This is a genomic window from Nostoc sp. DedQUE08, assembly GCF_034530895.1.
GTDB lineage: Bacteria > Cyanobacteriota > Cyanobacteriia > Cyanobacteriales > Nostocaceae > Nostoc.
The window spans coordinates 269,089-291,387 of the sequence record NZ_JAVRCD010000003.1 but is presented as its reverse complement, the minus strand read 5'-3'; the positions used below and the strand labels follow the sequence as shown (position 1 = coordinate 291,387).

At 40.2% G+C, this 22,299-nt stretch carries 12 protein-coding genes and 1 pseudogene; 9 read left to right on the top strand and 4 right to left on the bottom strand.

From position 1 onward, the window contains the following. Positions 1–3: 3 nt before the first annotated feature. Entirely contained in the window at positions 4–6,030 is a 6,027-nt protein-coding gene (locus tag RMY64_RS03720) for a translocation/assembly module TamB domain-containing protein (RefSeq protein WP_322699333.1), read from the bottom strand. A 260-nt stretch (positions 6,031–6,290) separates the two neighbouring features. Between RMY64_RS03720 and RMY64_RS03715 the strand changes: the two genes are divergently transcribed. The 8 genes from RMY64_RS03715 to RMY64_RS03680 all read left to right on the top strand — a co-directional run bounded on the left by RMY64_RS03715 (position 6,291) and on the right by RMY64_RS03680 (position 18,716). Beyond that, positions 6,291–6,737, top strand: coding sequence for a DUF3110 domain-containing protein (locus tag RMY64_RS03715; protein WP_322672603.1), 447 nt, complete (start codon positions 6,291–6,293; stop codon positions 6,735–6,737). Positions 6,738–6,893: 156 nt separating this feature from the next. Beyond that, a complete protein-coding gene (gene murQ, locus RMY64_RS03710) occupies positions 6,894–7,820 on the top strand; it encodes an N-acetylmuramic acid 6-phosphate etherase (protein ID WP_322672604.1) in 927 nt (308 codons plus the stop codon). Between the two features lie 606 nt (positions 7,821–8,426). Next, positions 8,427–9,626, top strand: coding sequence for a response regulator (locus RMY64_RS03705; RefSeq protein ID WP_322672605.1), 1,200 nt, complete (start codon positions 8,427–8,429; stop codon positions 9,624–9,626). Between the two features lie 494 nt (positions 9,627–10,120). Continuing rightward, positions 10,121–10,483 carry a response regulator transcription factor gene (locus RMY64_RS03700; protein ID WP_322664528.1) on the top strand — a complete coding sequence of 121 codons (363 nt, stop codon included), beginning with the start codon at positions 10,121–10,123 and terminating at the stop codon, positions 10,481–10,483. 124 nt (positions 10,484–10,607) lie between these two features. Continuing rightward, a complete protein-coding gene (locus tag RMY64_RS03695) occupies positions 10,608–11,081 on the top strand; it encodes a chemotaxis protein CheW (RefSeq protein ID WP_322685189.1) in 474 nt (157 codons plus the stop codon). A 115-nt stretch (positions 11,082–11,196) separates the two neighbouring features. Beyond that, positions 11,197–14,505 carry a GAF domain-containing protein gene (locus tag RMY64_RS03690; protein ID WP_322699332.1) on the top strand — a complete coding sequence of 1,103 codons (3,309 nt, stop codon included), beginning with the start codon at positions 11,197–11,199 and terminating at the stop codon, positions 14,503–14,505. A gap of 183 nt (positions 14,506–14,688) precedes the next feature. Then, positions 14,689–15,057, top strand: coding sequence for a four helix bundle protein (locus tag RMY64_RS03685; protein ID WP_322699331.1), 369 nt, complete (start codon positions 14,689–14,691; stop codon positions 15,055–15,057). A 38-nt stretch (positions 15,058–15,095) separates the two neighbouring features. Then, positions 15,096–18,716 (top strand): response regulator, encoded by a 3,621-nt coding sequence (locus tag RMY64_RS03680; protein WP_322699330.1) that lies wholly within the window; start codon positions 15,096–15,098, stop codon positions 18,714–18,716. A gap of 54 nt (positions 18,717–18,770) precedes the next feature. On the opposite strand, the gene RMY64_RS03675 is transcribed toward RMY64_RS03680, so the two are convergent. From RMY64_RS03675 to RMY64_RS03665, 3 genes are read right to left on the bottom strand one after another with little or no spacing between them, the layout of a single operon-like run. Next, on the bottom strand, positions 18,771–19,499 hold the full coding sequence (locus RMY64_RS03675) for a Uma2 family endonuclease (protein ID WP_322672610.1): 729 nt from the start codon (positions 19,497–19,499) through the stop codon (positions 18,771–18,773). Between the two features lie 54 nt (positions 19,500–19,553). Then, positions 19,554–20,447, bottom strand: coding sequence for an ABC transporter permease (locus RMY64_RS03670; RefSeq protein WP_322672672.1), 894 nt, complete (start codon positions 20,445–20,447; stop codon positions 19,554–19,556). Positions 20,448–20,507: 60 nt separating this feature from the next. Further along, complete coding sequence (locus tag RMY64_RS03665) at positions 20,508–21,593, bottom strand: spermidine/putrescine ABC transporter substrate-binding protein (protein WP_322672611.1); 1,086 nt, start codon at positions 21,591–21,593, stop codon at positions 20,508–20,510. A 355-nt stretch (positions 21,594–21,948) separates the two neighbouring features. On the opposite strand from RMY64_RS03665, the pseudogene RMY64_RS36760 reads away from it, so the two are divergent. Further along, positions 21,949–22,242, top strand: a pseudogene (locus tag RMY64_RS36760) (extracellular solute-binding protein); the annotation flags it as partial. Between the last annotated feature and the right edge of the window lie 57 nt (positions 22,243–22,299).

Genomic DNA, 22,299 nt, shown 5'->3' with positions numbered 1-22,299 from the left:
TATTTAAAATCGCTTTTGATATTCCACTACAGCACGACTGTCATCGGTTAAGTTAGTGGAGGCACGCACGCGAAATTCATTGTTTATCCGGTAATTAATACCCCATTGGAAGGGATCGTTTGTTGTCAAAATTTTAATACTGGAAACGGATATTTTGGAAGAAATGTCAACCCCAGCCTCCGCTGCTAATTCTAAAGTTGAATTGCTTCTTCCAGCTTCGGGATTCTCAGAAATAACGGTAGGGAATATCCGCAGTTCGCTTAAGCCAAAGGTACTCCCAATTTGGTTAAAAGCTGACTGAAAATTGTTAAACACAGCCGAACCTGCGATGTTAATCAGGCCTAAAGTACTGTCTGCACGTCCTTGGGTGTCTACAAATCCGCCTCCTAAAAGAGCAACAATTTCGGTTTGACTACGTGATGGACTACTTGTTAATTCTAAATTTTCATTTAGTTTGCTAGCTAAACCGTTGATAGTAGCTTCGACTCGAACACTCTCTAACGCTGATAAACCTGTAGAATTTACTCGGCTGAAGTCATTACTTTGAGTTACATCTAGTACTTTGGCAAATAGCCGAATATCTAAGTTGGGGTCGCGGGGTTGAGAAGGACTAAAAGTTGCGGTGTGTTTATAGCCACGAGCAAGGTTAAATTGGGTAGTAAATAAATTTACCCCTCCTTTTTCTAACTGGATGGTACCATCGGGTATCGGCTGATTAATTAAGCCGTTAACGATGAGATTACCGCTGGCACGAAAGTTGAGAATAGGGTCACGGGTAATTTGGACGTTTTTACCTAGTTCCAAATCTAAATTATTAAATCTGGCGTTAGTATTTCCCGTGCTATTTCCAATTTTAGATTTGCTCTGCTTATTATCTTTTGTAGGTGATACGCCAATACTACCATTTTCAGATGTCGTAGCGTTGGTAGATTCTGCCAGCAATACTTTACCATCAAATAAATCTACTCTACCGCCAATTATGGGGTTAAGGGCAGAACCAGTAATCTGCAAATTGCCACTAGCGCCTCCTTGGTAAAGTCCCTTGAGATTCAACGCTAACTGATCGAGATTAACAGTCAGGGGATTTTTGATAGTTACGTTCTCATTGTTGAAAATGGGAATTTCACCAGCGGCTTTTACCGTCCCACGGCTAAATCTACCTTGAAGATTTTCTACTAAGATGCTGTCAAAATTAAACAGAACTCTACCTGTGACACCTCTCAGCTTACGTGGCAAAGCCTGGGCTGAAAAAGTAGCATCATTGACAGTAGCAATTCCCTGTACTTGGGGTTTTTGCAATGTTCCCCGCACTTTCAAGTCTACTTCTCCTTCACCTTTCTCAAATAACACTTGATTATTCAATGCGTTTAACAGCCCCAATCCCTCGTTTTCTAACTTCATATCCAAACTGATTTGATCGCTGTCTGGTGCGACGGAAGCAAAAGGTAATTTATAAGGGATGCTGCCAGTAATATCAACAGGTTTTGGGCCAGCAATTGCTACAGTACTACCAAAGTTTAAGCGTCCGTTGGCATAGCTGAAACTTGCTCTTGCTGACTCTATTTTGCTCTGATTTAATATTCCTTCGGTGATTTGCAATTCCCCTCTAGCTTGGGGATTAGCAATGCTGCCTGCTAAAGCTGCTGTACCGTTAAGATTACCTGTGATTCCAACTGGTAGTTTGACAACATTATTCAATAGTTGTACCGGAAAATTATTCACCCGCAACTGACCAGATTGTTCATCACCACCAACGTTACCTGTAAAGGCAATCAGTCTGTTTTTAGACTGGATTCGTAATGGTCGCAAACTCAAAACACCATTTTCAAAGCTACCTTCGGCAATCACTCGATCGGCAGTATAAAAACGATTTCGTTCTTCCTTTTTACCCCAGGCAAAATCTTGTCCGTTCAAATTAAAATCCACTGATAATCCATTGGCTGTAGCTGTATTTACAGCCACTTCCCCGTTGAAAGTCCCCTTTAAGTCTGCCAAATCTGGTATTGGAGTGGAATTAAGTCGCTGTTCTTCCTGTTCTGCCACCAAAGCTTCAATTTCAGAAAACCGTTGGATTTGGGTTAATAAGGGTTCATTTGGCGTTCCTTGGGGGTTGGTAGTCAGATCCGCTGCGGTGCCGTAAATTTCTGCCGAACCACCTGGCAAATTTTGTAAATCAAATACCTTGGCTACAGCCAGAACATCTTGGATCTCACCCTGCTTGACGTTCAATTTACCTTGTAATTTAGGCCCTTTAGGGCTTTGAGCCACAGTCCCAACAAGGGCGTAGCTACTTTTTCCTTTGACAAATTCGCTACTAGTGAGTGTAGCTTTACCGTCACCGTAGCGGAATTGAGCAGCTATTCGATCGCCTTTAACCCGGCCAATTTGCGGATTAGCGATCGCTAAATTTCCCGTAGCGGCAAATGTCTGCTGATTAAACAGCAAATCCCCAGTTAACAACCCAGCTATCTTACCAGCACCCAGGCGAGTAATCGGTGGCGGAGTCAAATTCAATATTTGTAAGGGGAAATTGGCAAGTTTCAGCGCCCAATCATTCCCTTGAACATTACCTGTGGCTGATGCTTGCTGCCATTTGACTAAGAAAGATTTCGGGCGATTATTGGCATCTAAATTGAAGTTCAAGCGATCGCTATTACCCGCCAAGTTTAAACTCAAACCACGTCCCTGTTCTGAATTGATGTTTCCAGTTAACAACGGCTCAAAAGCAATATCTTGAACAATCAAGTCTCGTAAGTTGATTTGTCCTACGACATTTGGTAAGGGCAGTTTACCAGTGATTTGACCATTAAAATCTACATTTCCCGCCACAGCAACCTGATTAGGAAGATTGATCGGTAACTGTTTTAAGTTGTAATTCTGCGCTTGGACGTTGAGATTTAGGGCAGTAATTTCCGGTATCCCTGCTGATTTTGCATTGGCTAATATGTTACCAGTCACACTTAAACCGGGAGCAGTGGCTCGCTCAATGGTCAGCCTTTCACCACTCCAAGCGATCGCAGCCGTCAGAGGTCGCTCTAAACCAGGGATACCTTGAGATAATTGCACCTGTCCAGCTGCACGCACATCAGCTAATTTGGACGATCCAAGCGTACCGGCTAATTGCAATTGACCGCCAAACTGACCTCGTAATTGCTGATTGAGCCGATTTAATTCCACACCAGCAGCATCAACTACAGCTTGATAGCGACCATTACCCACTTGGATATTAGAGGCTGTAATATTTCCACCTGCAACATCCAGCCGTCCCTGACCGTTAGCTTGGATAGTTTGTGGTTGGAAAGAATCAACAGAACCCGCCACGTTTGCTTGACCAGTTAACGTCCCTCCAAACTGCGGTGGTACTGCTGCCAACTGCCGCACAGGTACATTGGTTGCCTGAACTTGCGCCTGGTATACACCATTACCCACTTGGATATTAGAGGCTGTAATAGTTCCACCCGCAACATTTATCCGCCCCTGACCGTTGGCTTGGATCGTTTGCGGTTGGAAGGATTCAACAGAACCCGCCACGTTTACTTGACCAGTTAACGTCCCTCCAAACTGCGGTGGTACTGCTGCCAACTGCCGCACAGGTACATTGGTTGCCTGAACTTGCGCCTGGTATACACCATTACCCACTTGGATATTAGAGGCTGTAATAGTTCCATCTGCAACATTTATCCGCGCCTGACCGTTGGCTTGGATCGTTTGTGGTTTAAAAGAATCAACAGAACCCGCTACGTTGAACTGACCATTTAATGCTCCTTGGAACTGCTTGGGTACTTTTGCCAACTTCTGCACAGGCACATTCTTAGCCTGAACTTGTGCCTGATATACACCATTCGCTACTTGGATATTAGAGGCTGTAACCGTACCGCCACCAATAGCAAGGCGACCCTCACCACTGCCACGGAAGGTTTTCAGGCTGAAATCATCTCTGCTACCTGCGATTTGGAACGTTCCCGCCAAAGGATTATCTAAAGCTGGGGGAGACTGTTTCAATATTTGTCCCAACCGCACGCCATTAGCTACCAGTTGAGCCGAGAAACTTTGGTTTTGCAGTTGGATATTAGAAACTGCAACTGTACCGCCACCAATTTGAACTCCTGCACCATCACTGCGAATTGTGGCAATTGCAAATGGTGCTGTGCTGCCTGAGAGGATGAGACGACCATTGAATTGTGCCCCAGCCAAAGAGACATTTTGCAGTTGACTTTTGTCTACAAAGGGTTCTAATTTTACGCCAGAGGCAACAGCCACAGCTTGCCAACGCTCATTAAAATAACTACCAGTTGCCCGAACTGTACCACCACTTATATTCAGAGCCACATTACGGAAAGAGACGGTGCGATTTGGAGCGATCGCAACTTCACCAGTTCCGGGGTAAGTTCCATTAGGAGCTTGGAACTGTACCACGGTTTGGACATTGGTAGGAGCGCCAGTTAGTTGAGCTGTAGCAGAGACATTGCCGATTTGAAAGGTAGGTGTTGTTTCGTAGACATTTGCGATCGCATCCCCTGGAACATTCTTGGCAGCGAAATTTAAATCCAGTCGCGGATTTTTACCAAGTCTAATTGTACCAGCGCCCGTGATTTCACCACCAACTTTGGCTTTACCTTGAATATCTTTTAAGGTAATTAAAGAGGAACTAGTAGCAAGCTCAAACTTACTACTGATGCTATTAAAATCAACTTTGTCAATTCTGGCAGTTCGGATTGTGGCAACTGAGCCGGAGAGTATTGGCTCTTTTGTCGATCCGGTAATTTGCAAAGAAGCTTGTACTTGTCCAGCGATCGCTACAGGTAATTTTACCTTGAGAGTCTCTTGGGCATTCGCCAAACTCACCGCATTTACACGCGCTGCCAACTTCAAGCCTGATTTCGTGTCGACGATTCCCGTAGCCACTAAAGGAATTTTGCCGTAGTTGCTAGTCACATTATTTAACTGCAACTCTGTTCCTTGGAAGTGGAGGTTTCCTTGACTATTGCTCAACAGTTGCGGGACTTTGGGTATTTGCAGCGTTACCCCTTGCACAGTAGCGTTGCCAAACAATAGAGTTTGCTGTCCTGGTGTCAACCGAACTAACAAATCGCCATTGGCTCGACCCGCCTGTAAGTTAATTGGTAACTTAATCAACCGAGTAATATTCTCAGCCAAAAAATCTTGTGCTTGCACCTGGAAAGTCCCTGCTAGCACCTTAGAACGTGTCTCTCCCTGAATGGAAATATTACCACCACTGTCTGCTTGACCCCCGACTTCAAACCGGATCAACTGATTATTTGCTAAAAGTTGAGCAGAACCATTGAGTTGAGAAAATAGCACCGGCAATTGCTGAGTGTTGTTAGCGGTAGCAGGGCGTTTATCCAGTACTGAATTAGAATTTGGGTATTCTCCCTTGCCCCCCTGCCCCCCTGCTCCCCGGTCACTGAGCGTAGCCGTTGGCGCAGCCTCTCGTAGAGAAGTGCTGCCCCCCTGCTCCTCTACCCCCTCATCTCCCTCTACTCTCTCATCCGGCATCAAGGCCAGCTTGGCATTACGAAACCGCAGGTAGTCCAAATCGGTTTTAATTGCACTGCTTCCACCTGACGACGTAATGGTAGTGGAAACCCAACGCCCTTGGTCATCCTGGTCAATGTAAATATCTGGGTTGACTAAGGTTACATCTAGCTTTAGATGGCGATTAAAAATTAGTTGTAACAGATCGAAACCCACCTCTACAGATTCGACTGTGGCCCGATCTGCATCTGTGGGTGTGGCTGGGATAGCTGAAGCCCCAAACTGTACTCCTGTCAACGAAAATTGTGTGACTCTTCCCAGTTTTACCGGACGGTTGAGTGTAGTAGTCAAACTTTGTTGTGCCAACGGCGTTAACTCTGTTTGGACAAAAGTCCACAACCGCCAAATACCAACGAGAACTCCTAACAGCAAAAGTCCACTCAAGGCAATGCTACCCCGGCTCAACACCAGCAACCACAAACGTTTGCGGATAGGGGAGGGGGAATGAATATCTTGATTGGTAGATTTAGTCATTTGCTTTCACTGTATTAATCGCCGGATCTCGCTGGCACACACAAGCATTAACTGGCACATTGGTTCAGTATGCCATTTCCAGGATACGCCAACTAAACCCAAGACCCCATTGGTTGAGTTACGGTATTTTATCGATCCAATACTTATGCTTAATAATATTGGCGTTTTCAGGAAAATCTGAATAGAGTGAAAATTATTCCTGTGACTTTCCTTGAGGCACAATCTCGAACTTTAATATGAATAAACCTTAAAAAGGACAGATGATTACACCAATGCGTGTTTTTGTGTTAATTTTTAACGCTCGAACGGAAAATGAGGGGATTCACACAATTCGGGAAGGCGATGCCGAAGGCGGCAAGCTACGCAATAAAATTCTGATGTTCGAGTCAGAAGACGATGCGACGCGCTTTGCCCTGATGTTAGAAGCTCAGGATTTCCCCGCACCCACACCGGAGCCGATGGATGCTGAAGAAATCAAGGAATTTTGCGAAAGTGCTGGATATGAATGGGAAATCATCCCAGAAAACAGCAATTTAGTTGTAACTCCCCCAGAACTTAACGTCGAAAAAACTGACTGGCAAGAAGATGCCCAGAAGGAGGATACTGTTGAAGACACTTTCCCTCTCAATCAACAGCCGCTAGAAGAACCAGAATTGTCTGATTCTGAATTAGAGAAGATGCGTCGCAAATTGGAAGGGTTGTTGTAAGTAGTCATTAGTCATTAGTCATTAGTCATTAGTCATTGGTGATTAGCCATTGGTCGCTAACTGACTAATGACAACGGACATAGATAGATGCCCAAAGAAAGGGCGGCGTAGGCTAGAACAAAAGACAAATGACAAATGACAAAGGACAAATGACAAATGACAAATTTGCAAGAACGCGGGCATCTTTTAACTGAGCTGGTCAATCCTAATAGTCTGAACTTAGACCAGCTTAGTTCCCTAGAATTGGTGGAGTTGTTTAATGACGAAGACCAAAAGGCTGTCGCAGCAGTTGCAGCAGCGAGAATTCAGTTAGCAGAGGCAATTGAGCGCACCGCAGAGCGTTTGCGTCACGGAGGACGCCTATTTTATATCGGTGCGGGTACAAGTGGCAGGTTAGGGGTGTTAGATGCTGCTGAGTGTCCACCTACTTTTTGTACACCCCCAGAGTTGGTACAGGGGATTATTGCTGGTGGTGCTGGCGCACTAGTACGCAGTTCTGAAGATTTAGAAGACAGTATTGAAGATGGTGAGGCTGCGATCGCTGGGCGGCACATTACCCAATTAGATGTCGTAGTTGGCATTACTGCTGGTGGGACAACGCCTTATGTCCACGGTGCGCTTCATGCTGCTCGTCAGCGAGGAGCCATAACTATTTTTATCGCCTGTGTTCCTGCTGAACAAGTTAGCTTTGATGCCGATATTGACATTCGCCTATTAACAGGCCCAGAAATAATCGCCGGTTCAACTCGCCTGAAAGCGGGTACAGCTACTAAATTAGCTTTAAATATCCTTTCTAGCGGCGTAATGGTTAAACTAGGCAAAGTTTATGGCAATCGCATGGTGGATGTAGCAGTAACAAATCAAAAATTACGCGATCGCGCTTTGCGAATTTTGCAAGACCTCACAGGTTTAAGTCGGGAAGCTGCTGGTTTTTTACTAGAACGTAGTGGTAAATGGGTTAAGCTGGCGTTATTGATGCACTGGACTGGTTTGGAAAAAGACGAGGGCGATCGCCTTCTTTCAGAACACCAAAGTAATCTCCGGGCAGCTATTATCAGCTATCAAAACCACAAGCAACCTTGAATAAGTTGTCTAAATAAATACTTTATAATCTGGCTGCTACTTGTTTTAGTAGCACGCCTTTTTTTAAGAATAATATTCACTAGAAAAACTGAAATTAATTAACATAATTAAGAATAGTAAATTTAAATAAATATTTTAACCTATGTTGCCAATGTGAATAACAAAAGTAAAACTCTTTAGAGACTGCTAGTATTTTGTAAACTAAAATTCAGAATTTATACGGATATGATTCAGTATGAAAATTCTTAAAATGATATATAAATACATCATAATCTCGACTATGGCAACCTACTTTAGTCATAAATATTAGCAGAAAAGTAAACTCTGCCAATAAAGACTCTATGCTAGATAAATTATTTACTAGCAATAGTTTTGTCATGTTAACATCTGTCTTGCTTTTAATAATCTTGATTTAGACTGCTATATACCAAATGCATTTGCACTTATTCACAGCTATATAGCTAGAAGACTGTGACGGAAGTGTTGCCTACCTTTGACAAGTGACTTAAGAAACTTGTCTGGTTAATTGACATGGTAGGTAGATTTACGCTGTGCTCTATTAGTATCGGTTTTTAATAGCTAGCTTTTTAATAAAAGGAACAAACTATGCCCCATCAAGAACTTATTTCAAATAACCTAGTAAATGAATTTAAAACTTGTACTCAGTTGCAATACAATGGCAAGTTAAATATTAAGAGTTCCAAGGGCAGCCAATGGACTTTTTACTATCGATTGGGACGGATAGTTTGGGCAACAGGCGGAACTCATCCCTTCCGACGTTGGCGTAGACATATAGCCCAGAATTGTCCCCAGATTGATGTTGATAAGTTGCAGTTACCGATGCAAGACCTATCAATTGATTACTGGGACTATAAACTGATAGAAGTATTTTATAAAAAACAGAAAATTCAGAGAGAACAGATTCAATCTATTGCGGAAAATACAATAGCAGAACTATTATTTGACCTAGCTTTGCAAGGAAACTTTGCTTCTCTAAGTTGCAATCGCAACCAAGAAGTTATCTTAGAAACCCCAATGAGCTTCACGAGTTCAGAAATGTCTGTAAAGCACATGCAAGACTCATGGAAAATTTGGTCAGAAGCAGGTTTAGCAAATTTTTCTCCTGACTTAGCACCAATTCTACGACGACCAGAACAACTTGAGCAGATGGTAAGTCCATCTGTCTACAAAAACTTTGTGAATTTAATCAATGGCAAATTCACTCTACGAGATTTAGCCATGAAAATGAAACAAAGTGTATTGCCACTGACCCGTTCATTGCTTCCTTATATCCTTAAAGGAATCATCGAATTGATAGAAGTACCTGATTTGCCTTTAAGAATTACTGAAGTTAATAATAACTCTACTACCACCCAAGCAAAAAAGCGAATTGCTCCACTAGTAGCTTGCGTCGATGATAGCCCTCAAGTATGCAAAATGGTAGAGGATATTGTCACTTCCAATGGATTGAGATTTATCAAAATTCAAGATGCTGTACAAGCTCTACCAACCCTGATTCAGGATAAACCAGACCTGATTTTCTTGGATTTGATTATGCCAGTTGCTAGTGGTTACGAAATTTGTACTCAGCTACGACGAATATCTACCTTTTCCAACACACCAATAATTATATTAACAGGCAGTGATGGCCTTTTAGATAGAGTTCGTGCCAAAGTAGTTGGTTCTACAGATTTTCTCACTAAACCTGTAGTGGCTGATAAGGTAATGAGTATAATACGTAAATATTTACCTACACAAAGCGTATCCAGCGATAAGAGAAAGTCTAGTTTAGAGGTTTGTAATTAGAGAGACTTAGAAGTAATTTTTGGTTTTGAATTATTCCTCAAAAGTTAGAGACTTTTATACCTCAGTAAGAATTAAGTTATTGAGGTTAAAAAACTTTAGATAAAGTCTATAGTTCCAATTATTTATTTGTCAACTAGGTTGGAATTTTATATATAAAATCACCTTTAATTTTTTCCTTATCAATCATGTTTCAAGTTTGAAAATTCAATCCAAGCTTGAAAGTTTAAATTAGTTTGTCAAACTATTTTATATTAAAAATTTTATCTAAGATAATGTTTATTACGTACTTTTTCGGAGGTTGATAAATAAAGATTGAATCAAAATTAAACAAATACAATTTTTTGTATTTATAGCAGTCCTATTTGATTTGTGAAATATTGGTTAGGGCAAAGGGGTTAGGGCTAGTCTCTAGTCCCTTCCATGTCTTTTTGAGGAATCATTGAGGATTTGTATATTTTGTTTACACTTTGAGAAAAAGTTAACGAGTAATTGCCATGAATACTGTTTTAGTTGTTGAAGATGGCTTAACAGATATGGAAATAATCAGCCGTTACTTGCAACAGGCAGGTTATTCTGTGATTAGCGCCACTAGTAGTGAAGAGGCTCAAGACAAAATAGATAAAAATAAGCCAGATTTAATATTTCTCGATGTAATTTTACCAGGGAAAAGTGGCTTTGAAATTTGCCGAGAACTAAAAAATAATCCCGATACTAGCAAGATACCTGTGGTTTTTTGCTCTACAAAGAATAGTGATGTAGATAAAATTTGGGGTAATATGTTGGGCGCTGATGGTTATCTATCAAAACCGATCGATCGCGACGAACTAGTGGTAATTTTAAAGCGATTACTTAATTAGTAAAAATCTCATAAGTCAACAAATCATAGAAGTTACTATTTTTTAGATAGAATATCTCCAAAAATCAACAATAAATGCAAATAGTGGCTAGAGATAAATCATCAAGGACAAAGGATCGATAGCTTTGGAAACCCAGCAAAAGTTTTTAAGTTTTAATTTGGGAGTAAGTGATACAGCCGTCATTTCTCTACAACACATCACAGAAGTTTTGCAAGTATCATTACCAGAAGTATGTGGTGTTCCTCAGATGCCAAGCAGCATTTTAGGTATTTATAACTGGCGTGGTGAGATGCTTTGGTTAGTTGATTTAGAGGCAATGTTAGGTTATCCTCCTATTTCGCAAGGGCCAAATTTACTTTCAAAAATGATGGCAATTGTTCTGGAAAATAAGGGTAAGTATTTGGGACTTTTGGTACGACAGCTAATAGATATTGAATGGCTAGATACTAAAGAAATGAAACCTGTAACTGCTGAATTATTTTATCCTAAACTATCACCTTTTTTACAGGGATACTTTATTAATGATTCAGAGAATATAATTTTTAATTTGGATGCGAAAACTATTCTTCAAGCTCCAGCATGGGGGATTCATAATTGAATATTTAGTAAGATGTAATTTTTGAAAACTCCTAATTCTTAATCAGCAAATACCAAATAAATATTGCTTGCCACATATCCATTTATTACCCATCACAATTTTGAGGTTTAATCAAATGACATTTTTGTATAACAACAGCCATGATAACGAGCATTTAATTTCTGAATTAGAAAATCAGAATGGTAGCGCTAATATAGCAAATATTGCTAGTAGTGAAATGTCTTTGTTAAGTGCGATCGCTCAAGAATTTAAAACTTGGCGGCGACAGATGAAAGATATCGCAACTCACATGCGCCAAGCCCCAAACATTGATACATTCCTTAAAATTACTGTAGCACAAATTAGAGAAAAGATTGGCTGCGATCGCGCCTTAATTTATCAGTTTACTTCGCGAGAATCAGGTAATGTTTTAGCCGAATCAAGAACATTAGGTTGGACTCCAACTTTAGGCGAAAATATTCCCGGAATTATTTTTGGTCTATATACCAATCAAGACTATGTAGAAGCTGTAGTTATTGACGATATCAATCAGATTCAACTTACCCCTTATCAAAAGCAACTGCTAGATAAATTTCAAATTAAAGCTAGTTTGAGTTTACCGATTGTAGTAGAAGGTAAAGTGTGGGGCTTACTAGCAGTCAATAATTGCTACTCAAAGCGGCAGTGGCAAGAAGTAGAAATTAGCCTACTATCTCAACTGACAACAGAACTGATTTACAAATTACAAAGCTTTGAATTCCAAAAAGAACAGCAACAGCGGCTACTAGCAAAAAAATCGGTAGCTAAAGTCATCGACAAAATTCTGCGGGTATCAAATGTTGATAAGCTTTTTCAAACAACTACTCAAGAAGTACGCCAATTACTAAAATGCGATCGCGTCGGTGTCTATCGCTTCAAACCTGACTGGAGTGGTGAGTTTGTTGCTGAGTCAGTGGGTAATGGCTGGATAAAAATGGTCGGCCCTGATTTTTACATGGTCTGGGAAGATACCCACTTACAAGATACTCAAGGAGGACGTTATGCCAAGGGTGAAAGCTTTGTAGTTAATGACATTTATCAAATGGGCCATTCTCAATGTCACATTGACATTTTAGAGCAGTATGAAATGAAGGCTTACATTATTGCACCCATATTTGCTGGAGAAAAATTATGGGGTTTGTTAGCAGCTTATCAAAATTCTGGGCCTCGTGATTGGCAACCTTGGGAAGAAACCTTTGTAACTCAAATTGGGTTGCAATTTGGTGTAGCTATCTCACAAGCGGAATATCTCGAACAAGTGCAGAAAAAATCTAACCAACTAGCTCAAATAGTTGAACAAGAGAAAGTTTTCACTAAGATAGTCAACCGCATCAGACAATCTTTAGACGTAGAAAGCGTCTTCAAAACAACCACTCAAGAAGTGCGTCAATCACTACAATGCGATCGCGTTGCTGTCTATCGTTTTAACCCTGACTGGGGTGGTGAATTTGTGGCTGAGTCTGTGAGTACTGGTTGGACAAAACTGGTAGGCCCTGATATTAAAACCGTTTTGGATGATACCTACTTGCAAGAAACTAAGGGAGGTCGGTATGTCAGAGGTGAAAACTTTGTCGTTAATGACATTTATGAAGTAGGGCTAGCTCCCTGCCATATTGAGATTTTAGAGCAGTTTGAAGCCAAAGCTTATATCATTGTTCCGATATTTTTTGGGGATAAATTGTGGGGATTGCTGGCAGCTTATCAAAACTCTAGCTCCCGTGAATGGCAAAGCTGGGAAGTGAACTTTTTGGTTCAGACTAGCTTGCAATTTAGTTTAGCTAAATCACAGATAGACTATTTGGAATTAGTGCGAGTTAAATCTGAGAAACTAGCTCAAATAGCAGAACAAGAGAAAGCTGTTACCAAGATCAGTAACCGCATCCGGCAATCTTTAGATGTAGAAGAAATCTTCAAAACAACTACTCAAGAAGTCAGACAATTACTGCGATGCGATCGCGTTGCCGTGTATCGCTTCAATCCTAACTGGAGTGGTGAATTTGTCGCCGAGTCAGCAGGTCATCTTTGGGTAAAACTGGTAGGCCCCGATATCAAAACCGTCTGGGAAGATACCCACTTACAAGAAACTCAAGGAGGTCGATATGCCCAAGGGGAAAACTTTGTTGTAAATGATATCTATCAGGTAGGTCATTCTCCTTGCCACATTGAAGTTTTAGAGCAATTTGAAGCCAAAGCTTATGTAATTGTTCCTGTATTTGCTGGCGAACAATTGTGGGGATTGCTGGCAGCTTATCAGAATTCGGGAACTCGTGATTGGGAAGAATCAGAAGTTACTTTGTTAGCACGTATTGGCAGCCAGTTAGGACTGGCATTACAACATACCGAATATTTGCAACAAGTACAAGCGCAGTCAGCAAAATTAGCAGAAGCAGCAACACGAGAAAAGGCAGCCAAGGAGTTACTACAACAACGATCTATTCAACTCTTAAAAGCCCTTAGACCCGCTCTCAACGGCGACTTAACAGTACGCGCGCCGATTACAGAAGACGAACTAGGCACGATCGCTGATGCTTACAATAATACTCTGCAAGCACTGCGGCAAATTGTTGTTCAAGTACAAGGGGCTGCTCAACAAGTTGCCCAAACTTCTAGCAATAGCGAGTCTTCATTAGCGGGACTAACCAATCTAGCACAACAACAGTCTGAGGACATTACCGCAGCTTTAGGTGACATTCAACAGATGGTGGACTCTACTCAAGCTGTAGTAGCGAATGCTGAGTTAGTACAACTAGCAGTGCAAAAAGCCAATCAAACTGTAGAGTCTGGCGATACTGCCATGAACCTGACTGTCAAAGCAATCCAAGGAATTCGTGAAACCGTTGCTCAAACCAGCAAAAAGATTAAACGCCTCAGCGAATCCTCACAAAAAATCTCCAAAGTGGTGAATTTGATTGGTAATTTTGCCACACAGACAAACGTACTCGCTTTGAATGCAGCCATTGAAGCTACTCGTGCTGGTGAATATGGCAAAGGCTTTGCAGTTGTGGCTGATGAAGTCCGTTCTTTATCTCGCCAATCAGCAGCAGCAACCATCGAAATTGAAAAATTAGTTCAGGAGATTCAAGCAGAAACCGGAGAAGTTGCAGTAGCGATGGAAACTGGTATTCAGCAAGTAGTAGAAGGTACAAATCTTGTTAGTGACACTCGCCAAAACTTAAATGCGATCGTTTCTGCAACTGCTGAAATTAGTCAGCTAATCGAGCGAATTACCGCAGCGACTCAAAAACAAATGGCGCAGTCTGTAACAGTAACTAAATCAATGCAAGATGTTGCAGAGATTGCCGATAAAACTTTTGCGGAATCTCAAGAGATTGCGACTGTGTTCCAAGATTTATCAGGCATGGCGCAAGAGCTATTAACAACTGCTAGTAAGTTTAAAGTGAAATGAAACATAGTTAGGAGTTAGGGTTAGGAGTTAGGAGTTAGGAGTTAGGAGTTAGGAGTTAGGAGTTAAGAGTTAGAAGTTATTAGGTCAAAGCATTAATTATATAAAACACTGTTTTATTGGCAAATATAAAATATTTTGACTTAATTATTTTTAATTTTTTAGTTAAACAGAGGAGAAGAGTAATTGGCAGAGAGCATTATTCAACAGAAAAGTTTTAAATTTGCTTTAGAAATTATTAACCTATATATTAAACTGCAAGAGCAACGGGAATATGTGCTTTCTAAGCAATTACTACGAAGTGGGACAAGTATTGGCGCTAATGTTGAAGAGGCTAGCGGTGGTCAGAGTAGAAAGGATTTCTTGGCAAAAATGTATATTGCATACAAAGAAGCTAGGGAAACCAAATACTGGCTACGTCTACTACAACAGTCCAAACTAGTAAAGATTGATTTAACTAATGAACTAATCTATGCAGACGAAATCATTCGGATTTTGAGTTCAATAGTCAAGACAACTGAAAAATCACTTGGTCGATCAACTCTTGACTCCTAACTCCTAACTTTTAACTTCCCACACCCCACTCCCTACTTATGATTACAGATAAGGAAATTCGCCAACAAGGTTACATCTACTTTCTAGCTGAAGCCCCAGAATTAGTCACAATTATTGAACAAGAACTATTTAGCTTGTCGGAAGATTACAGTATTGCTAAAATTCACAATCTAATGCGAGCTACTCATACACTGAAAGGTGGTGCAGCTAACGTTGGGCTAGAATTAATTAAGACGATCGCCCATTTTTTAGAAGATGTATTTAAGGCCTTGTACAACCCAAAAGTGGTAGTTGATGCAGAATTACAAACACTTTTATTACAAGCTTATGAGTGTTTGAGTATAGCATTAAATACTGAGCTAATAGGGAGTACTGTTAATGATGAAGAACTGCTTCATCGAGCAACTTCAGTGTTCGCGCAGTTGCAAGAAAAGCTGGGTGATGCATTTGGTGCTGAATCTCATATCCCCACTTCTGAAGAATTGGGATTTGATATTGTGCAATCTGTTTTTGAAGTAGGAGTAGAACAACGTCTAAACAGTATTGCTGACATTATTAACAATCCACCAAATAATGACAAATTTATCGAGTTTTTACACTCTCAAGCTGAAGTATTTCTGGGCTTGGCAGAATCTTTAAATTTACCTGGATTGGGAGAAATTTCCCAAACTATTCTCTCAGCATTGCAAGCAAATCCCAGCCAGGTACAGCAAATTGCAGAAATTGCCCTAGTAGATTTACAACAAGCAAAAAAATTAGTATTAGCAGGCGATCGCACATCTGGTGGAGAACCTTCATCAGGTTTACGAAAACTCGCAGTGGTGGAAAATAATGAGTTATCTGAAAAATTAGTAAATAATTCATTCACTGATAAATTTATCATTGATGAAGAACAATTTTATCAGTTTCTCACTACATTTGATAACAATAAGAGCGAATCTGTAAAACCAAAAACTGCCAAGTTTTATTTAAAAGTAATTCGCTACATTTATGGCTGGTTTAATCACCAGATGCAAAAACCAGAAGCGGAACTCAGTTTGACTTTACTAGTTCCCAACTTAGAAACAAAAAATCTGCTTAATTATATCGAAAACTGGCTGAAAGACTTTCTTGATTTTGTTCAGGATGAAGAAGATAGTCAAAGTCTTTGTATTTATCGACGTGGCATAATCTTAATTATTCTATTTGCAGTTGCAAAATTTCAATATTCTCTGAAAGCATCTGATAGCCACCTTTCAGCAATTAAATTATTACAAAACCAAATTCACAAATTAGCAAAAGAATATAAAAATTATCCTCCTGTTACTAGCGAAGAGAAAAATTGGCTTGATAGTCCCAAGTTACAAAACCTGTTAGTGATTAAAGAGATTGTATCTTCTCAATCAACTGATAACTTGCTAGAAGCAATATGGGGAGAAGAAACTAGACAAAATCTTGCTTTTGAAATCGTAACAACCCAGACTGATAATTATTCAGTAAAGCTTGATTCATTAACTGTCAGCGAGCAGATAATTATAGACGTTTCGGAAACAGCTATTGAAGTCATGCCTGAGATAGCTACACAAATCAACAAAGAAATAGAAGAGAAATCACAGTACGATCAAACTAAAAACTTTCGCCAACCTTCATTTATTCGGGTAGATACAGAGAGACTGCAACACCTCAATTATCTAGCAGGAGAATTGCTGATTTCCCAAAAACGGCGTAGTTTACAAGATGAACAAGTCAAAGAAATAATTGAGCAATTAGTACAGCAACTTACTAGACACCAAACAACTTTAAATGAGTTACGCGATTTACCTTTACAAATACAAAATATTACATCAGGACAAACGCAAAGTTTTGCAGTGGATTTTGACTCTTTAGAAATGGATGTATATACAGAATTTCACATGACATTGCATGAAGCAATAGAAGAAACACTGCAACTACAAGAAACCACAGAATCTCTTGACTTGCTTTTGACACAAGCTACCCAAATTAGCGATCAAAAAGAGAATTTAACTCTTAATATTATAGATAGCTTAGTCGAAGCACGAATGTCGCCTTTGGGCAATATTCTGAATCGTTTCCCCCACATGGTAAATAAATTGGGGAATGTTCATGCCAAACTTGTTGAATTGAAACTTACCGGTAGCGAAGTATTGGTAGATAAAGCGATCGCCCAAAAGCTCTACGATCCTTTGTTACACTTAGTGCGTAATGCTTTTGACCACGGTATTGAAGCTCCGCAAGTTCGCCGAGAGCTTGGTAAACCAGAAGAAGGTTTAATCGAAATCTGCGCTTATCATCAGGGTAGCCAAACTATTATCGAAGTTCGAGATGATGGTCAGGGATTGAATTTAGATAGAATTCGCAGAAAAGCTGCCGAACTTTATCCCATACAAACTGAAGAAAAAACTAGAAACTATGCTTCTAGTCTGGCTGAACCTGAACTTTTAGATTTGATATTTTCGCCTGGATTTACTACTGCAAAGAAAGTAAGTGAAATTTCTGGGCGCGGTATGGGTTTAGATATTGTGCGTACTCAAATGCACGCGCTCAACGGCTCGATTTCAGTTCAATCCTTACCCAACCAAGGAACAATATTCATCCTCAAAATTCCTTTTTCTATGACTACAGAGAAGTTAATGCTAGTTCAAGCCAAAGGTGTTGTTTATGGTCTGATGTTGGACAGTATCGAAAAAATATTGATTCCCTCTGAACAACAGATTAAAGAAATTGAAGGTAAAAAAGTCTTATATTTGAATATAGATAATGATGAGACTATGGTCAGTCTTCGTCACCTTTCAAAGTTGATTAATTATAATAGTTCATTCACTAATAATGAGACTTCATACAATATTTCAAATAATCAAAACCAAAACATAGCAAAGAATCCGGTGCTTTTGCTACAGCGAAATCAGGGAAAGGTTGCTTTAGAAGTTGACCAAATAATCGGCGAACAAGAACTGGTAATCAGACCTTTAGGAAATGCGATCGCACCGCCAAAATACATTTATGGTTGTAGTAGTTTAGCTAATGGTAATCTCATCTTAGTAATTGATGCTTTGTTGTTGATCAAATCTAGCGAAATCCAACAAACAACACTTGATATCAGGGCGCTACCAGTAGCTTCTCCGTCAAATATAAAAGCTTTACCAATATCAGGGCATACTTTTTCATCTACACCATTACTTGCGGCATCGACTTCTACAACAACTATAGAAACCCAACTCAGTTATTCCCAAGAGCCAGATTATAAATCACCAAAAGTTGTTTTAGTAGTAGATGATGCAATTAGTCTCCGGCAAACTCTCTCTCTAACTCTCCAAAAATCTGGCTATCAAGTAATACAAGCTCAAAATGGTGTAGAAGCTCTAGAAAAATTGCAGTTACATCCTGAAATTCAAGTTGTCGTCTCTGATTTAGAGATGCCACGAATGAACGGTTTTGAGTTATTGAGCAATTTCCGCCAATACCCAAATTTAGCAAAAATACCTGTAGTTATTCTCACATCTCGCAGCGCTGAAAAACATCGCCAGCTTGCTAAAGAATTAGGTGCAAAAGCTTACTTAACTAAACCTTTTTTAGAGCATGAGTTTATCTCTAAAATTAAGGAGTTAATTAACAATAATATAGATGCTTTAGATCATTTACTTATAGTGAAAAATAATTAACAATTTTTAATTACGAATTACGTTAGCGTAGCGGTAGCGAGTCCACGAGCGTCATTACGAATTATCAGGTAAATTATTTGGATCTACACCCAGAGAACGTAAATATTGCGCTAATTGTTCAGCCCTTTGCCGTTCTTGTTCAGCCCGCGATCGCTCTTGTTGTGCCTGTTCTGCATCTGTCAAATAGCGCTTTCCTTGCTCGTCATACCAACATAAAAACTCCTGTTGTATGCCGCCAATTACAGTTTGGTGTCGCCCAATACCTAAACCCACCTCTGGCATCAAATAAGGTTCACCTATTTGTAATTGGTAGTTTCCATTGAGCAACTTATACACTTCCAAGGGTTGATGTTGGTCGCGTCGCCAAAACTCAGGGTTATAAATTACGTAGTACAATACACCGAGTTTTCTATATATGTCTAGCTTTTCGTCGTATTCACCTCCTGGAGTATGGGATACCATTTCTAATGTGAATATTGGAACTATCCCATTTTCTTCCCAAACTGCGTAACTTTTGCGTGATTTACCACCCTTTTTCCGTTCTACTCCCAGACTTAAAAAAGCATCTGGGACTACAGGTACTCTGGGATTTACTCCTGTGGTGTGATACACTCCCATATCTACTCCGAAGTACCAATCCATGCGATTTGCCCAAATGGAGTTAAGTAAGAAGAGTAAAATATTGGGCAAAAAGTTTTGATCTTCGTTATCCACTGGGGTATCGTCTGAACAGGGAAGTTCATCGGTAGTTGGTAACGCATTTTTGAGATCGGGTGAGAGCATAACCGTTGTCTCGCTGGCGTTTGATGCCTTTATTATAAATGAGTGACCAAAATTTTAACGTTTGGGTGTAGCTTCCCCAAACTTAATTAAAAGTGCGATCGCAATACTAACAAGCAAAATTAACGTCATACTCAAGGCTGAACCAAATCCCCAATTTTGGGTTGCTCCAAGAAACTGATTATAAACTAATCGCGCCGCCGTCATACTAGAAGCACCACCGAGTAATTCTGGATCGACAAAATCCCCCAATCCTGTGATAAATACAAGCATGGAAGCAGCCGCAATTCCCGAAAAAATTTGCGGTACGGTTACTTGGAAAAAAGTTTCCACCGGATTTGCACCTAAATCAGCCGCAGCTTCTAGCAACCGCTTGTCTAGCTTTTCGAGAGAAGCATATAAAATTAAAACCATATAAGGTAATAAGCTGTAACTCATACCAATAAATACAGCTTGACTCTGATTAAGTAATTGCAAAGTAGGCAAGCCTAAATTGCTAAGTAAACTGTTTAATAAACCAGAAGGACGAAGAATTGTAATCCAAGCATAAGAACGAAGTAAGGAAGAAGTCCACAAAGGTAGAACAAAGCCTAATAGCAGTAAATTTCGCCAACGCTGCGGTGCTATCTGAGCAATCCAATAGGCGACGGGGAAACCCAAAATTAAACAAATTATCGTAGTGCCAAACGCAAAAAATAGCGATCGCCAAATTACTTGCACGTAAAGGGAGTCAAATATTCGGATGTAGTTTTTGAATCCGTTGGGATTAACCAAATCTCCCGGTCGGATATCTGCAACTAAACTTAACTCGAAAATAATCAAAGCTGGCAGCACCAACAAAAGTAATAACCAAATCCCAGATGGTGCAAGCAATACCAAGGGTTGCAACCAATTTCTAACGGGATGCTGCAATTTTTCTATTTGAGAAATATCATTTTTTTCCAAATTAATCACTCCTAACTCCTGTACAGACGCGATTAATCGCGTCTCTACTCTTAACTCCTAACTCTTTTAACTGCTAGTTAATTGAGTCCAATAACGATCGTAAACCTCTTCAAATTCTCCTACAGGTGTAACACGTTCACAATTTTTTAACAGTGACTCTGGCGGAAACAAATTAGTGTTGTTTTGGATTGTTTTTGGTAATTGCTCAAATCCGGCGCTATTCGGCGTAGAAATATTCAGGCGTTGAGTGATTTGGGCTGCGATTTCTGGTTGCAAAATCATGTTAATCCAAGCATAGGCTCCAGCTTGGTTGGGGGCTGTTTTGGGAATTACAATAGTGTCTGTCCATAATGAAGAACCACTACGAGGAATCACATATTTGAGTTTAGGGTTTTCTTGAGAGATTTTCACTGCATCTGCCGAATAACACATTGCCAATAGCAAATCTCCGGCCAGAATTTGATTTTGCCAAGCGTCGGTGTCAAAACGGGCGATCGCAGGTTTTAGAACTTTCAATTTTTCATAAGCTTGTTTGATTTCTTGTTCATTTTTTGAGTTATAAGAATAACCGAGCATTCGTAACGTTGCACCCATCACTTCTCGAACATCATTGAGCAAGGTCATCCGCTGATTAAGTTGCTCTTGATTTTGCCAAAGGTAATCCCAGTCTTGTGGTGCATCTTTTATTTTTTCGGAATTGTAAAGTAAACCTGTTGTCCCCCAGTTAAAAGGGATACTGTAGCGGTTATTGGGATCGTAACTAGGATTTTGAAAGCGAGGAAATAAATTCTCTAGACCGATTAAGCGATCGTGATTTATTTCTGTTAGCAAACCTTTGTCTACCATCTTCTGCACCATATAATCAGATGGATTGATGATGCTGTAAGTGCCACCGCCTCCAGCTTGCAATTTAGCCAGCATGACATCATTGGAATCATAGACATCTGCCAGCACTTTTATGCCAGTTTGGGCGCTAAAAGTTTTTAGTAATTGATTGTCAGTATATTGCGTCCAGGTAAAGATATAAAGTTGGTCGCGCTGACTATTGGTATTAGAATTAGCACGTACTTCAGCCAGCCTCCAGCCACAACCACCTAAAGATAAGCTAGAAAGTGCTGCCACCCCTTTCAAAAATTGACGTCTGTTAGTCATTAAGTTAATAGTTAATCATCTTTTGTATTGTTGTCGATTGATTCTAAATATGGCTTTAATTGGAGTGCCCATAGGTAGTTTAAAGATTAACTTAAGTGTATCTACCTGTGCAACTGTTAATAAGTTACTGCTATTAGCTAGTTTTAGGTATGGTTTTTAATCAAGCTTGAGTTATAAAAATTAACAAAGCGAGCGATACCTTCTCTACGAGACGCTACGCGAACGGTGAGCTTCGCTAACGCCAAATTATCAAGGAAACTCGGTGTGGCAAGCTGAACTACACTTCTGTACTAGCAAAAATCACAGGGTTTGTCCTTACCTTACCAGTTAAAACTGTGACAGGAGTTTTGGATTCATAACTGTAAGGAGGAATCATCCAAATGTCTACGATCTAGAAGATTTAACTAATCGTGTTCAGTCTGACTCAGCCTTGCAATGGCAGGATATTGCTCCTATTTTTCGAGATGTGAGTGCAAGGTATAAACAGCGGATTTACGCGATACCGTTGGATGGTGATTTTCACATGGTTTACTATCGCAGCGATCTCCTTAAAACCGCTGGATTAGAGCCTCCGACAACTTGGGACGATTATCTGGCGATCGCCAAACAGTTTCATGGCAAAGACTTAAATAATGATGGTACACCAGACTACGGCTCTTGTATGGCAAAAGGCCCTCGCTTTGCCGGTTACTTGCTGTTTACCTCA

Excerpts from the sequence above, each read along its gene's own strand:
- RMY64_RS03720 (WP_322699333.1), bottom strand. The coding sequence starts at position 6,030 with ATGACTAAATCTACCAATCAAGATATTCATTCCCCCTCCCCTATCCGC.
- RMY64_RS03715 (WP_322672603.1), top strand. The coding sequence starts at position 6,291 with ATGATTACACCAATGCGTGTTTTTGTGTTAATTTTTAACGCTCGAACG.
- murQ (WP_322672604.1), top strand. The coding sequence starts at position 6,894 with ATGACAAATTTGCAAGAACGCGGGCATCTTTTAACTGAGCTGGTCAAT.
- RMY64_RS03705 (WP_322672605.1), top strand. The coding sequence starts at position 8,427 with ATGCCCCATCAAGAACTTATTTCAAATAACCTAGTAAATGAATTTAAA.
- RMY64_RS03700 (WP_322664528.1), top strand. The coding sequence starts at position 10,121 with ATGAATACTGTTTTAGTTGTTGAAGATGGCTTAACAGATATGGAAATA.
- RMY64_RS03690 (WP_322699332.1), top strand. The coding sequence starts at position 11,197 with ATGACATTTTTGTATAACAACAGCCATGATAACGAGCATTTAATTTCT.
- RMY64_RS03680 (WP_322699330.1), top strand. The coding sequence starts at position 15,096 with ATGATTACAGATAAGGAAATTCGCCAACAAGGTTACATCTACTTTCTA.
- RMY64_RS03675 (WP_322672610.1), bottom strand. The coding sequence starts at position 19,499 with ATGCTCTCACCCGATCTCAAAAATGCGTTACCAACTACCGATGAACTT.
- RMY64_RS03665 (WP_322672611.1), bottom strand. The coding sequence starts at position 21,593 with ATGACTAACAGACGTCAATTTTTGAAAGGGGTGGCAGCACTTTCTAGC.